The 14,821-nt window shown below is 58.0% G+C and carries 11 protein-coding genes; all 11 read left to right on the top strand.

Features of this window, described 5'->3' with window-relative positions:
• Positions 1–56 precede the first annotated feature (56 nt).
• The gene (gene mtnA, locus QOL84_RS25105; protein WP_283438944.1) at positions 57–1,133 is read left to right on the top strand and encodes an S-methyl-5-thioribose-1-phosphate isomerase; all 1,077 of its coding nucleotides are present in this window, start codon (positions 57–59) and stop codon (positions 1,131–1,133) included.
• A 433-nt stretch (positions 1,134–1,566) separates the two neighbouring features.
• Positions 1,567–4,341, top strand: a complete 2,775-nt coding sequence (gene gyrA, locus QOL84_RS25100) for a DNA gyrase subunit A (RefSeq protein WP_283438943.1) — start codon at positions 1,567–1,569, stop codon at positions 4,339–4,341.
• Between the two features lie 229 nt (positions 4,342–4,570).
• Positions 4,571–5,656, top strand: a complete 1,086-nt coding sequence (gene serC / locus QOL84_RS25095) for a 3-phosphoserine/phosphohydroxythreonine transaminase (protein ID WP_283438942.1) — start codon at positions 4,571–4,573, stop codon at positions 5,654–5,656.
• Complete coding sequence (gene pheA / locus QOL84_RS25090; protein ID WP_007908404.1) at positions 5,656–6,750, top strand: prephenate dehydratase; 1,095 nt, start codon at positions 5,656–5,658, stop codon at positions 6,748–6,750. The genes serC and pheA overlap by 1 nt, the downstream gene beginning before the upstream one ends.
• Positions 6,751–6,763: 13 nt before the next feature.
• On the top strand, positions 6,764–7,876 hold the full coding sequence (gene hisC / locus QOL84_RS25085) for a histidinol-phosphate transaminase (protein ID WP_283438941.1): 1,113 nt from the start codon (positions 6,764–6,766) through the stop codon (positions 7,874–7,876).
• Between the two features lie 28 nt (positions 7,877–7,904).
• Positions 7,905–10,112 carry a bifunctional prephenate dehydrogenase/3-phosphoshikimate 1-carboxyvinyltransferase gene (locus QOL84_RS25080; RefSeq protein ID WP_283439474.1) on the top strand — a complete coding sequence of 736 codons (2,208 nt, stop codon included), beginning with the start codon at positions 7,905–7,907 and terminating at the stop codon, positions 10,110–10,112.
• Positions 10,109–10,798, top strand: coding sequence for a (d)CMP kinase (cmk, locus tag QOL84_RS25075; RefSeq protein ID WP_015093983.1), 690 nt, complete (start codon positions 10,109–10,111; stop codon positions 10,796–10,798). The genes QOL84_RS25080 and cmk overlap by 4 nt, the downstream gene beginning before the upstream one ends.
• Before the next feature lie 119 nt (positions 10,799–10,917).
• Complete coding sequence (rpsA, locus tag QOL84_RS25070) at positions 10,918–12,603, top strand: 30S ribosomal protein S1 (RefSeq protein ID WP_192561961.1); 1,686 nt, start codon at positions 10,918–10,920, stop codon at positions 12,601–12,603.
• A gap of 205 nt (positions 12,604–12,808) precedes the next feature.
• Positions 12,809–13,840 (top strand): acyltransferase family protein, encoded by a 1,032-nt coding sequence (locus tag QOL84_RS25065; protein ID WP_283438940.1) that lies wholly within the window; start codon positions 12,809–12,811, stop codon positions 13,838–13,840.
• 242 nt (positions 13,841–14,082) lie between these two features.
• Positions 14,083–14,361 (top strand): hypothetical protein, encoded by a 279-nt coding sequence (locus tag QOL84_RS25060; RefSeq protein ID WP_283438939.1) that lies wholly within the window; start codon positions 14,083–14,085, stop codon positions 14,359–14,361.
• A 146-nt stretch (positions 14,362–14,507) separates the two neighbouring features.
• Positions 14,508–14,804: an integration host factor subunit beta gene (gene ihfB, locus QOL84_RS25055; protein ID WP_003189779.1), complete on the top strand. Its 297-nt coding sequence runs from the start codon at positions 14,508–14,510 to the stop codon at positions 14,802–14,804.
• Positions 14,805–14,821: the final 17 nt, after the last annotated feature.

The raw sequence follows: 14,821 nt of genomic DNA, 5'->3' as shown, positions 1-14,821 counted from the left end.
CTTCGCGGGGGGATCGCTATAATCGGCGGCTTTTGTTCATGAGTGCGGGGTGTGGGATGCGCGATCGACTGTTGGCTGCGGAGAAAGTGAAGGCCATCGATTGGCGAGATGGCGCGCTGCACCTGCTGGATCAGCGTATTTTGCCGTTCGAGGAAACCTGGATTGCCTACACCAGCGCCGCCGGCGTGGCCGAGGCAATTCGCTCGATGGTAGTGCGCGGCGCACCGGCTATCGGCATCAGTGCGGCGTACGGCATCGTCCTCGCGGCGCGGGCGCGGATCGCTGAAGGTGGCGACTGGTACGCGGCGCTGGAGGAAGATTTCGCGCTGTTGGCCGATTCGCGTCCGACCGCGGTCAACCTGTTCTGGGCGCTTGGCCGTATGCACGATCGCCTCGATCGTCTGAAAGACAATGCCGATCCGCTGGCGGCGCTGGAAGCTGAAGCCATCGCCATTCATGAAAGCGACCGCGAAGCCAACCTGACCATGGCGCAGCTCGGTGTCGACCTGATTCGCAAGCATCAGGGCAATGCCCAGGCAATCCTGACCCACTGCAATACAGGTGCGCTGGCCACTGGCGGTTTCGGCACCGCGCTGGGGGTGATTCGCGCGGCTTTTCTGGAAGGCATGGTCGAGCGCGTTTACGCCGACGAAACCCGTCCGTGGCTGCAGGGCTCGCGCTTGACTGCGTGGGAGCTGGCCAACGAAGGCATCCCGGTAACGCTGAATGCCGACTCTGCCGCAGCACACATCATGAAAACCAAAGGTGTGACCTGGGTGATCGTCGGTGCAGACCGCATCACCGCCAACGGTGACGTGGCCAACAAGATCGGCACTTATCAACTGGCGGTCAACGCCATGCACCATGGCGTGCGTTTCATGGTCGTGGCGCCGAGTTCGACCATCGACATGAACCTGGCCAGCGGTGACGACATCCCGATCGAAGAACGTGATGGCGCCGAGTTGCTGGAAGTCGGCGGCAAGCGGGTTGGTGCCGACGTTGAAGCATTCAATCCGGTGTTTGACGTGACGCCGGCCGATCTGATCGACGCCATCGTTACCGAGAAAGGCATCGTCGAGCGCCCGGATACCGCGAAAATGGCCCAGCTGATGTGCCGCAAACGCCTGCATTGATGGCGCTGTACTCAATGTAGGAGCTGCCGAAGGCTGCGATCTTTTGATTTTGTTTTTAGAAGATAAAGTCAAAAGATCGCAGCCTTCGGCAGCTCCTACATGTGTGCATACCCTTAAAAGTCAATAAACATCGCTAATTCACAGCACAAATCTGTGCTCAAAGAAGCTCTGAGCCTCTCTCGTCCCCGTTAAGCCTGTCACCGGTCAACTAACTATGCTCCATGCGCATCTGGGGGATAGGTGCGTGGCGGCCTTTGTGATAACATCCGGCGTTTTCCGAGGCAGCTTCACGAAGCTGTCTTTACTGCGCAAATCCGCGATCCAGTGTTGATTTGTCGTAAGTCGGCGTATGGCACTCGGCCGGCCCCGACGAGCTTCGTTGGTCCCATATGGATATGACGAAGTTTCACCAGAAAAAGGAATCAGGCTTCTCATGGGCGAACTGGCCAAAGAAATCCTCCCGGTCAATATCGAAGACGAGCTGAAGCAGTCCTACCTCGACTACGCGATGAGCGTAATCGTCGGCCGTGCACTGCCGGATGCGCGCGATGGCCTCAAGCCCGTGCACCGTCGCGTACTGTTCGCGATGAGCGAGCTGGGCAACGACTACAACAAGCCGTACAAGAAATCTGCCCGTGTTGTCGGCGACGTGATCGGTAAGTATCACCCGCACGGTGACACTGCCGTGTACGACACCATCGTTCGTATGGCCCAGCCTTTCTCCCTGCGCTACCTGCTGGTAGACGGTCAGGGCAACTTCGGTTCGGTCGACGGCGACAACGCTGCGGCCATGCGATACACCGAAGTACGCATGACCAAGCTGGCGCACGAGCTGCTGGCTGACCTGCACAAAGAAACCGTGGACTGGGTGCCGAACTACGACGGCACCGAAATGATCCCGGCGGTCATGCCGACCCGTATCCCCAACCTGCTGGTCAACGGCTCCAGCGGTATCGCCGTGGGCATGGCGACCAACATCCCGCCGCACAACCTCGGTGAAGTCATCGACGGTTGCCTGGCGCTCATCGACAACCCTGAGCTGACCGTCGATGAACTGATGCAATACATCCCCGGTCCGGACTTCCCGACCGCTGCGATCATCAACGGTCGCGCCGGCATCATCGAAGCCTACCGCACCGGTCGCGGGCGCATTTACATGCGTGCCCGCTCGATCATCGAAGACATCGACAAGGTCGGTGGCCGTCAGCAGATCGTCATCACCGAACTCCCTTACCAGTTGAACAAGGCGCGTCTGATCGAGAAGATCGCCGAGCTGGTCAAAGAGAAGAAGCTCGAAGGCATCACCGAACTGCGCGACGAGTCCGACAAGGACGGTATGCGCGTCGTGATTGAACTGCGTCGTGGCGAAGTGCCTGAGGTGATCCTCAACAACCTCTACGCCCAGACCCAGCTGCAATCGGTATTCGGCATCAACATCGTTGCGCTGATCGACGGCCGACCACGCATCCTGAACCTCAAAGATCTGCTGGAAGCCTTCGTCCGTCACCGTCGCGAAGTGGTCACCCGCCGTACCGTGTTCGAACTGCGCAAGGCGCGCGAACGTGGTCATATCCTTGAAGGTCAAGCCGTTGCCCTGTCGAACATCGACCCGGTCATCGCCCTGATCAAGGCGTCGCCGACGCCGTCGGAAGCCAAGGAAGCGCTGATCAGCACCGCGTGGGAATCTTCCGCCGTGGTTGCGATGGTCGAGCGTGCCGGTGCTGATTCCTGCCGTCCAGAGACACTGGATCCGCAATACGGTCTGCGCGAAGGCAAGTACTTCCTGTCACCAGAACAGGCGCAAGCCATTCTGGAACTGCGTCTGCATCGCTTGACCGGTCTGGAACACGAAAAACTGCTGGCCGAGTATCAAGAGATCCTCAACCAGATTGGCGAGCTGATCCGCATCCTCAACAGCGCTGTGCGCCTGATGGAAGTGATCCGCGAAGAGCTGGAAGTGATCCGCGCCGAATACGGCGATGTGCGCCGCACCGAAATTCTTGATGCCCGTCTCGACCTGACCCTGGGTGACATGATCCCGGAAGAAGAGCGCGTCGTAACCATCTCTCACGGTGGCTACGCCAAGACCCAGCCATTGGCTGCGTACCAAGCTCAGCGTCGTGGCGGTAAAGGCAAGTCGGCTACCGGCGTCAAGGATGAGGACTACATCGCTCACCTGCTGGTCGCCAACAGCCACACCACGCTGCTGCTGTTCTCCAGCAAGGGCAAGGTGTACTGGCTCAAGACCTACGAGATTCCGGAAGCGTCCCGCGCTGCCCGTGGTCGTCCGCTGGTCAACCTGTTGCCGTTGAGCGAAGGCGAATACATCACCACGATGTTGCCGGTCGATCTCGAAGCCATGAAGCGTCAGGCTGAGGAAGAAGAAGCCGAAGGCGTTGAGGTGGATGTAGAAGAAATCGAAAGCAGCAACGAGACCGACGAAGAGCGTCGTGCGCGTATCAAGGCTGCTGACCGCAAGAAGGCGCCGTTCATCTTCATGTCGACCGCCAACGGTACTGTGAAGAAGACCCCGCTGGTGGCATTCAGCCGTCAGCGCAGCGTCGGTCTGATCGCGCTGGAGCTGGACGAAGGCGACATCCTGATCTCCGCTGCTGTCACCGACGGCGAGCAGGAAATCATGCTGTTCTCCGACGGCGGCAAAGTGACGCGCTTCAAGGAATCCGAAGTTCGTGCCATGGGCCGTACCGCCCGCGGTGTGCGTGGCATGCGTCTGCCAGAAGGGCAGAAGCTGATCTCCATGCTGATTCCGGAAGTAGGCAGCGAGATTCTCACCGCCTCCGCGCGCGGCTACGGCAAGCGTACGGCGATCACCGAATTCCCTGAGTACAAGCGTGGCGGTCAGGGCGTTATCGCCATGGTCAGCAACGAGCGTAACGGCCGTCTGGTCGGCGCGGTTCAGGTGCAGGACGGTGAAGAGATCATGCTGATCTCCGATCAGGGCACACTGGTGCGTACGCGAGTCGACGAAGTGTCGAGCCTGGGTCGTAACACCCAAGGTGTCACGCTGATCAAGCTGGCCAAGGATGAAACCCTGGTCGGGCTGGAGCGGGTTCAGGAACCTTCGGAAATCGAAGGTGAAGAGCTTGAAGGGGAAGAGGGCGAGGAATTCGAAGGCAATGTCGTGATCGACGATGCTGGCGAAGACCAGCAACTCGACGCCGCAGCAGACGAAGAACCGCAGGAATAAGCGGGCAACCAAGGGGGCGGATGAAAATTCGCCCCCTTGTTATTTGTCCTGTTTGAAAATTTGCAACACTGCACGGGATCGTTCCCACGCTCTACGTGGGAATGCCGCTCGGGACGCTTCGCGTCCCATGACGCAGAGCGTCATTGGATGCATTCCCACGCAGAGCGTGGGAACGATCATCCGCAGACCAAAAGATTTAAGTGACCCCCAAATCAGAGCGAGATTGGATGTGAGCAAGCGAGCCTATAACTTCTGCGCCGGTCCTGCGGCGCTTCCTGAAGCTGTCCTGCAGCGCGCCCAGGGTGAACTCCTTGATTGGCACGGCAAGGGCCTGTCGGTCATGGAAATGAGCCATCGCAGCGATGAGTTCGTGTCCATCGCCACCCAGGCCGAGCAGGATCTGCGTGACCTGCTGAATATCCCGTCAAACTACAAAGTGCTGTTTCTGCAAGGTGGCGCCAGCCAGCAATTCGCGCAGATTCCACTGAACCTGTTGCCTGAAGGCGGCTCGGCCGACTACATCGACACCGGTATCTGGTCGCAGAAAGCCATCGAAGAAGCCTCGCGCTACGGCCACGTCAACGTCGCCGCTACTGCCAAGCCTTACGACTATTTCGCCATCCCGGGCCAGAACGAGTGGAACCTGTCGAAAGACGCCGCTTACGTTCACTACGCACCGAACGAAACCATCGGCGGTCTGGAGTTCCAGTGGATCCCGGAAGTCGGTGACGTGCCGCTGGTGGCTGACATGTCTTCGGACATTCTGTCGCGCCCGGTCGACATCTCGCGTTTCGGCATGATCTACGCCGGCGCGCAGAAAAACATCGGACCGAGCGGCATCGTCGTCAACATCATCCGTGAAGATCTGCTCGGCAAGGCGCGTTCGCTGTGCCCGACCATGCTCGACTACAAAGTCGCCGCAGATAACGGCTCGATGTACAACACCCCGCCAACCCTGGCCTGGTACCTGTCCGGTCTGGTGTTCCAGTGGCTGAAAGAGCAGGGCGGCGTCGACGCGATCGCCAGGCTCAACGACGTCAAGCAGCGCACGCTGTATGACTTCATCGACGCCAGCGGCCTCTACAGCAACCCGATCAACAAGTCGGACCGCTCGTGGATGAACGTGCCGTTCCGTCTGGCTGACGATCGTCTGGACAAGCCATTCCTTGCCGGTGCTGACGAGCGCGGTCTGCTCAACCTCAAGGGCCACCGCTCCGTGGGCGGCATGCGCGCCTCCATCTACAACGCTGTCGACATCACCGCGGTCAACGCGCTGGTGGCGTACATGGCTGAATTCGAGAAGGAACACGGCTGATGTCCGAGCAAGAACTCAAGGCACTGCGCGTTCGCATTGACGCTCTGGACACCAAAGTCATGGAGCTGATCAGTGAGCGTGCGCGTTGCGCCCAGGAAGTCGCGCGAGTAAAGATGGCCTCGCTGGCCGAAGGCGAAGTGCCGGTGTTCTATCGTCCTGAGCGCGAAGCTCAGGTGCTCAAGCGTGTCATGGAACGCAATCAGGGGCCGCTGGGCAACGAAGAGATGGCGCGGTTGTTCCGCGAAATCATGTCGTCGTGCCTGGCGCTGGAGCAGCCGCTGAAAGTGGCATACCTCGGCCCTGAAGGCACCTTTACCCAAGCGGCGGCCATGAAACACTTCGGTCACGCGGTGATCAGCAAGCCGATGGCGGCGATCGACGAAGTGTTCCGTGAAGTGGCGGCCGGTGCGGTGAATTTTGGCGTGGTACCGGTGGAAAATTCCACCGAAGGCGCGGTCAACCACACGCTCGACAGCTTTCTCGAACACGACATGGTCATCTGTGGCGAAGTCGAGTTGCGCATTCACCATCACTTGTTGGTCGGTGAAAACACCAAGACCGACAGCATCAGCCGCATCTATTCCCATGCGCAGTCGCTGGCCCAGTGCCGCAAGTGGCTGGACGCGCATTATCCGAATGTCGAACGCGTGGCGGTGTCGAGCAATGCCGAGGCGGCCAAGAGGGTCAAAGGTGAGTGGAATTCGGCGGCGATTGCTGGTGACATGGCGGCAGGGCTGTATGGCCTGACGCGTCTGGCGGAGAAGATCGAAGACCGTCCGGACAACTCGACGCGCTTCCTGATGATCGGTAACCAGGAAGTGCCGCCGACCGGCGACGACAAGACCTCGATCATCGTGTCGATGAGCAACAAACCCGGCGCGCTCCACGAGCTGCTGGTGCCGTTCCATGACAACGGAATCGACCTGACCCGCATCGAAACCCGTCCGTCGCGCAGCGGCAAATGGACCTACGTGTTCTTCATCGACTTCGTCGGCCACCACCGTGACCCGTTGATCAAAGGTGTACTGGAAAAGATCAGTCAGGAAGCAGTAGCACTCAAAGTGCTGGGTTCCTACCCGAAAGCAGTTCTCTAAGGGGCGGTAGCAAATGAGTGGCAACTTCCTCGCTCTGGCACAGCCGGGCGTGCAACAACTTTCGCCGTACGTTCCAGGCAAACCTGTGGACGAACTGGCGCGTGAGCTGGATCTGGATCCGGCAAAAATCGTCAAACTGGCCAGTAACGAAAACCCGTTGGGCGCCAGTCCGAAAGCCTTGGCGGCGATCCGTGAGGAGCTGGCCGAGCTGACCCGTTATCCGGATGGCAATGGTTTTGCGCTGAAATCCCTGCTGGCCGAGCAATGCCGCGTTGACCTGAACCAGGTGACGCTGGGCAACGGTTCCAACGATATTCTTGAGCTGGTCGCGCGCGCCTATCTGGCGCCGGGTCTGAATGCAGTGTTCAGTGAGCATGCGTTTGCGGTGTATCCGATTGCCACTCAGGCAGTTGGCGCGCAAGCCAAAGTGGTGCCGGCCAAGGATTGGGGGCATGACCTGCCAGCCATGCTCGCGGCCATCGATGCCAGCACCCGCGTGGTGTTTATCGCCAACCCGAACAACCCGACCGGCACCTGGTTCGGCGCCGAAGCGCTGGACGAGTTCCTGCAGGATGTTCCCGAGCACGTGCTGGTGGTGCTGGACGAGGCGTACATCGAGTACGCCGAAGGCAGCGATCTGCCGGATGGTCTGGATTTCCTCGCGGCTTACCCGAACCTGCTGGTCTCGCGCACCTTCTCCAAGGCCTATGGCCTGGCGGCATTGCGCGTTGGCTACGGCCTGTCTACCCCGGTGGTGGCAGACGTGCTGAACCGCGTTCGTCAGCCGTTCAACGTCAACAGCCTCGCCCTGGCGGCAGCTTGTGCAGCGTTGAAAGATGAAGAGTATCTGGCGCAAAGCCGTCAGCTCAACGAGTCGGGCATGCAGCAGTTGCAAACCGGTTTCCGTGAGCTGGGTCTGAGCTGGATCGAGTCCAAAGGCAACTTCATCTGCGTCGATCTCGCTCAAGTTGCGGCTCCGGTATTCCAGGGCTTGCTGCGCGAAGGCGTGATCGTGCGCCCGGTGGCCAATTACGGCATGCCGAACCACCTGCGGGTGACCGTCGGTCTGCCGGCGGAAAACAGCCGTTTCCTTGAAGCGCTGCGCAAGGTTCTGGCTCGTGGTTGATGTCACTGCACTGCAATCTGCTGCACCTATGATCGGGCGCCTTGTGGTAGTCGGTCTGGGGTTGATCGGTGGTTCGTTTGCCAAAGGCTTGCGTGAAAGCGGTGTGTGCCGCGAAGTGGTCGGGGTCGATCTCGATCCGCAATCGCGCAAGCTGGCGGTGGAGTTGGGTGTGGTCGACCGTTGTGAGGATGACCTAGCGGCTGCCTGTCAGGGCGCTGACGTGATTCAACTGGCGGTGCCGATCCTGGCCATGGAGAAAGTGCTCGCGCGGTTGGCGAGCATGGATCTCGGGCAGGCGATTCTGACCGACGTCGGCAGCGCCAAAGGCAATGTGGTGCGCGCGGCAACCGCAGCGTTCGGCGCTATGCCGCCGCGTTTCGTGCCGGGCCATCCGATTGCCGGTTCCGAGCAGAGCGGGGTAGAAGCCTCCAATGCTGAACTGTTCCGTCGTCACAAAGTGATTCTCACACCGCTTGAGCAAACCGATCCGGCCGCGTTGGCGGTGGTCGATCGTCTGTGGCGCGAATTGGGCGCTGACGTCGAGCACATGCAGGTCGAGCGTCACGACGAAGTGCTGGCTGCAACCAGTCATCTGCCGCATCTGCTGGCCTTTGGTCTGGTCGACTCGTTAGCCAAGCGCAATGAAAATCTTGAGATCTTCCGTTACGCTGCGGGCGGTTTCCGCGATTTCACAAGAATCGCCGGAAGCGACCCGGTGATGTGGCACGACATCTTCCTCGCCAACCGCGAGGCTGTCCTGCGCACACTCGATACATTTCGCAGCGACCTCGACGCCTTGCGCGACGCGGTCGATGCAGGGGATGGGCACCAATTGTTGGGCGTTTTCACTCGCGCCCGGGTTGCCCGCGAGCATTTCAGTAAAATCCTGGCCCGCAGGGCCTATGTGGACGCTATGAATTCCAACGATCTGATCTTCCTGGCTCAACCTGGTGGCCGCCTGTCCGGTCGGATTCGCGTACCGGGCGACAAATCCATTTCCCACCGTTCAATCATGCTCGGTTCGCTGGCCGAAGGCGTCACCGAAGTCGAAGGCTTCCTTGAGGGCGAAGACGCTCTGGCGACCTTGCAGGCGTTCCGCGACATGGGCGTGGTCATCGAAGGCCCGCACCACGGCCGCGTGACCATTCATGGTGTCGGCCTGCACGGCCTGAAACCTGCGCCTGGCCCGATCTATCTGGGCAACTCCGGTACTTCGATGCGTCTGCTGTCCGGCCTGCTGGCTGCGCAGAACTTCGATAGCACCTTGACCGGCGATGCGTCGCTGTCCAAGCGTCCGATGAATCGCGTGGCCAATCCGTTGCGTGAAATGGGTGCCGTGATCGAAACCGCTGCCGAAGGTCGTCCGCCGATGATCATTCGTGGCGGGCACAAACTCAAAGGCCTGACTTACACCATGCCGATGGCCAGCGCTCAGGTGAAGTCCTGCCTGCTGCTGGCTGGTCTGTACGCTGAAGGCAAGACCACCGTGACCGAGCCTGCGCCGACTCGCGACCACACCGAGCGTATGCTGCGCGGTTTTGGCTACCCGGTGAGCGTTGAAGGCGCTACGGCTTCGGTTGAATCCGGCGGCAAACTGACCGCAACCCACATTGAAGTACCGGGCGACATCTCGTCGTCGGCGTTCTTCCTGGTCGCGGCATCGATCGCTGAAGGTTCGGAGCTGGTGCTTGAGCACGTAGGCATCAACCCGACCCGTACTGGCGTGATCGACATCCTGCGACTGATGGGCGCGGACATCACTCTGGAAAACCAGCGTGAAGTCGGCGGCGAGCCAGTGGCTGACCTGCGCGTGCGAGCAGCTAAACTCAAAGGTATCGAGATTCCGGAAGCGCTGGTTCCACTGGCCATCGACGAATTCCCGGTGCTGTTCGTCGCTGCTGCCTGTGCCGAAGGGCGTACCGTGCTGACCGGCGCCGAAGAGCTGCGGGTCAAGGAGTCGGATCGTATCCAGGTGATGGCGGACGGTCTGCTGGCGCTGGGCGTCAAATGCCAGCCGACCCCGGACGGCATCATTATCGACGGCGGCCAGATCGGCGGCGGCGAAGTGCATGGTCATGGCGATCATCGCATCGCGATGGCCTTCAGCGTGGCATCGTTGCGCGCTAGTGCGCCGATCCGCATCCATGATTGCGCTAACGTCGCGACGTCGTTCCCGAACTTCCTCGCGCTGTGCGGGCAGGTCGGTATTCGTGTGGCACAAGAGGCTCAGTCGTGAAGAACATTGCACCGGTCATCACCATTGATGGGCCAAGCGGCTCGGGCAAAGGCACCGTAGCCGGGATTCTGGCCAAGCGTCTGGGCTGGAACCTGCTGGACTCCGGTGCGCTGTACCGCTTGCTGGCGTTTGCTGCGCACAATCATGGCGTTGACCTGACCAATGAAGAGTTGCTGAAAAAACTCGCCGCTCATCTGGATGTTCAGTTCATTGCAGCGACCGATGGTCAGTTGCAGCGGATCATTCTGGAAGGCGATGAAGTCAGCGACGTCATTCGTACCGAAAGCGTCGGTTCCGGTGCTTCGCAAGTGGCTGCATTGCCCGCCGTGCGCGAGGCGCTGCTGCAACGCCAGCGCGCATTCCAGGAAGCGCCGGGGCTGGTAGCCGACGGTCGCGACATGGGTACGGTGGTGTTTCCCGATGCGCCGCTGAAGATTTTCCTGACCGCCAGTGCCGAGGAGAGGGCGCGCCGTCGATATTTGCAGTTGAAGGGCAAAGTCGAGGGTGTTAGTCTGTCGAGTCTGCTAGATGAGATCCGTGCACGCGATGAGCGTGACACCCAGCGAGCGGTAGCCCCGCTTAAGCCGGCGGCTGACGCCATACAGCTGGATTCCACGGAGTTGTCCATCGATCAGGTGCTTGAACGCATCATGAGCGAGATCGCCATTCGCGATATCGCCGGGTGACCAAGAAGGCTACAGGGGACCAGTCATAGTCCTGCAGCGCTTCTTTTATATGAAACTAACCCACACCGTCTGGGGTGTGGAGATGGGCGTATCCTTCGCCCTCATTTACAGGAATTAAAATGAGCGAAAGCTTTGCGGAACTCTTTGAAGAAAGCCTAAAAACCCTGAACCTTCAGGCAGGCTCCATCATCACCGGTGTTATCGTTGATATCGATTACCAAGCTCGCTGGGTAACCGTTCACGCTGGCCTGAAGTCTGAAGCACTCATCCCGCTTGAGCAGTTCTACAACGACGCTGGCGATCTGACTATCAATGTCGGTGACGAAGTTCACGTTGCTCTGGACTCGGTTGAAGACGGTTTCGGTGAAACCAAGCTGTCCCGTGAAAAAGCCAAGCGCGCTGAGTGCTGGATCGTTCTGGAAGCAGCCTTCGCAGCTGAGGAAGTGGTCAAGGGCGTTATCAACGGTAAGGTTAAAGGCGGCTTCACTGTCGACGTTAACGGCATCCGTGCGTTCCTGCCAGGTTCCCTGGTTGACGTCCGTCCAGTGCGCGACACCACGCACCTGGAAGGCAAAGAGCTGGAATTCAAGGTCATCAAGCTGGACCAGAAGCGCAACAACGTTGTCGTTTCCCGTCGCAGCGTCCTGGAAGCCGAGAACTCCGCCGAGCGTGAAGCTCTGCTGGAATCCCTGCAGGAAGGCCAGCAAGTCAAAGGTATCGTCAAAAACCTCACCGATTACGGCGCATTCGTCGATCTGGGTGGCGTGGACGGCCTGCTGCACATCACCGACATGGCCTGGAAGCGCATCAAGCATCCTTCCGAGATCGTCAACGTTGGTGACGAAATCGACGTCAAGGTTCTGAAATACGATCGCGAACGCAACCGTGTTTCCCTGGGCCTGAAGCAGTTGGGCGAAGATCCATGGGTTGCTATCAAAGCCCGTTACCCAGAAAGCACTCGCGTTACCGCTCGTGTAACCAACCTGACCGACTACGGCTGCTTCGCTGAGCTGGAAGAAGGCGTTGAAGGTCTGGTACACGTTTCGGAAATGGACTGGACCAACAAGAACATCCACCCTTCGAAAGTCGTACAAGTCGGCGACGAAGTGGAAGTTATGGTTCTGGACATCGACGAAGAGCGTCGTCGTATCTCCCTGGGCATCAAGCAGTGCAAATCTAACCCATGGGAAGATTTCTCTGGCCAGTTCAACAAGGGCGATAAAATCTCCGGCACCATCAAGTCGATCACCGATTTCGGTATCTTCATTGGTCTGGACGGCGGCATCGACGGTCTGGTTCACCTGTCCGACATCTCCTGGAACGAAGTTGGCGAAGAAGCTGTTCGTCGTTTCAAGAAGGGCGACGAGCTGGACACCGTTATCCTGTCGGTTGACCCAGAGCGCGAGCGTATCTCCCTGGGTATCAAGCAACTGGAAAGCGATCCGTTCTCCGAGTACGTCTCGGTTAACGACAAAGGCGCAATCGTTACTGGCACCGTGAAAGAAGTTGACGCCAAAGGCGCCATCATCGTTCTGGCCGACGATATCGAAGCGACTCTGAAAGCCTCCGAAATCAGCCGTGACCGCGTTGAAGACGCGCGCAACGTTCTGAAAGAAGGCCAGCAAGTAGAAGCCAAGATCATCAGCGTTGATCGTAAGAGCCGCGTAATCCAGCTGTCGATCAAATCGAAAGACGATGCTGAAGAGAAAGAAGCTATCCAGAGCCTGAAAGCAGCTCCGGAAGGCGAAGCAGCTGACACCACTATGGCGGCACTGCTGCGTCAAGCAATGGCCAAACAGAACTGAGTTCTGCTTGATCATTAAAAAGGGCGACTTCGGTCGCCCTTTTTTGTGCCTGAAATATTCCATGCTTCGATTATCTGAATAGCTTGTTTGTGGTTTTTTTACGGCTCACTGTCGCAAACGCTGCAATTTTTTGGGTCTTTTCGAGGCTGTAGGCTTCGGTAGTGCGTCGTGCTAGGCTTGCCGCTCAAAAAGGTGGAGTGAATTGATGATTGGGCGTTTTTCGGGGGCTGACGGTATTCGCGGTCTCGCCTGTCTGATGGTGCTTTGTGCGCATGTGCCAGGGTTTTTCTTCCCTCAGATAGCGGGATATTTTTCTGGAACCGGCAAGTTTGGCGTTTGGTTGTTTTTTGTATTAAGTGCTTTCCTGCTGACAAGCAAATTTGCGCGCAACGGCTTTTCTTTTTCTGAGCTTGTCGGCTATGCAGTCGGCCGCTTCCTGAGAATCGTGCCTTTGTTTCTGCTTGTTGTCGTTCTCTACTGGTATTTCAATGTGGCAGGGATCGCGACAGTCGAGGATGTTGCCAAGGCTGCGACCTTCAGGCAGGGTTACTCTCACTTGTGGACGATTCCGGTAGAGTTCAAGTTTTATTTCTTTCTGCCGTTCATAGCATTTGCTTTTATTTTCGTGGAGCAGCGGTTTGGTGCTGTTGCGGTGGCGGTTTTCGCGCTTTCGCTAATTATTGTTCATCAGTTGTTATGGCCGTATTGGCTGACTCCGGAAAACAGCATTTCCACTCACTGGTACATTCCAAGTTTCATTTTTGGATGCTATGCCGCGGTGTCTATCGAGGGAGTTGGCAAGTGGTTGACGCCTCGAATGGCAACAGGATTTGCTATTGCGGTGGCGATAGCGCTGCTTGGTCTAAGTCCTGGTGGCAGGAATGTGATGTTTGCCATGCCGCTCGATGGCTGGTTGATGGACAAGTTCATATACCTCAGTTTTATCTGGATGGTATTTGTTCTGGCGCTGGCCAACGGGCAGGGGCGGATTGGAGGGTGGATGCAATCTGTCGTGCTAAGAAAGCTGGGGGCGTGGAGTTACTCTATTTATCTGATTCACTGGATTTTTTATCAGAAGCTCTCCCTATTACAAAAAGGAGGACTCTACGCGTTGTTAGCGTTCTTTGGCGCTATTGCGGCTGGGGCGGCCATGTATGTCTTTATCGAGTCGCCCATTGAGCGCTTCAGGCACTCTCTACAGGGTAAATTAAAACAAATGCGGCCCATAGCGGCCTGAAATCAGCCCGCCGTCCCGCGGGCTTTTTTCATGGTGTTGTGCAATTTTGTGGGCGCCCGGTTGAACGTGCTTGGTTCCGTCGCAGGTATTGCTCCTTGGGTTGTGGAGCGTGGGGGCTTGAAGGTGAAACCATTCATTGATCGGGGGTGTCTGTTGAATGGGGCGGGCTGGATATCAATTCGAGGCTAGTCTTACCTTTAATTGAAAGGCTGCCGGAGCGGTTGTCCGCAATAAGGAAATGGATGAACAAGATCATTGTGCTGATTGTGATGGTGCTGTTGGCCGGTTGTACCACGAGTGCAAAAACTCATGCGGTAAGAGGTGTCAGTGGTATTGAGGTCGACTGTTCGGGCCTGGGGTCGGGATGGGATCGATGTCTCAAACGTGCAGCGAAGGAGTGCAAGTCATCGGGATACAAGGTTGTTGCGAGGTCCGATGATGCGCGGGAAGAGGATGATTTTCCGTTCGGCTTCAATCCGGCAGGTTACCTGACCCGGACCATGGTGGTGATATGTCGGTAGACGGCTCGCTGGTGGTGCGGCGGGCGCAGAGGTGAGGGGGGGATGCCTCTGAATGGATATGTCAACTTCCAGACTGTTCAAATCCTTGCGGGCATGCTAAAACCTTTTAAGCGCTGATCTAGCTGCTTGAAAAAGAAGGGAAAAATATGACGAAGTCGGAGTTGATCGAACGAATTGTCACCCATCAAGGGCTGCTCTCATCCAAGGATGTGGAGTTGGCCATCAAGACCATGCTTGAACAAATGTCCCAGTGCCTGGCAACCGGAGATCGTATCGAGATCCGCGGCTTTGGCAGCTTCTCCCTGCACTATCGTGCACCGCGTGTGGGGCGCAATCCAAAGACAGGTCAGTCTGTCAGCCTTGACGGAAAATTCGTTCCACATTTCAAACCGGGCAAAGAATTGCGTGATCGTGTGAATGAGGAAGAGGAGGAGGGCGTTTGATCTTCGCTGATTATCAG

It is taken from the genome of Pseudomonas helmanticensis, from assembly GCF_900182985.1.
Classification (GTDB): domain Bacteria; phylum Pseudomonadota; class Gammaproteobacteria; order Pseudomonadales; family Pseudomonadaceae; genus Aquipseudomonas; species Aquipseudomonas helmanticensis.
Note: the sequence above shows the minus strand (reverse complement) of the source record. Positions and strands in the feature narration are given on the sequence as shown.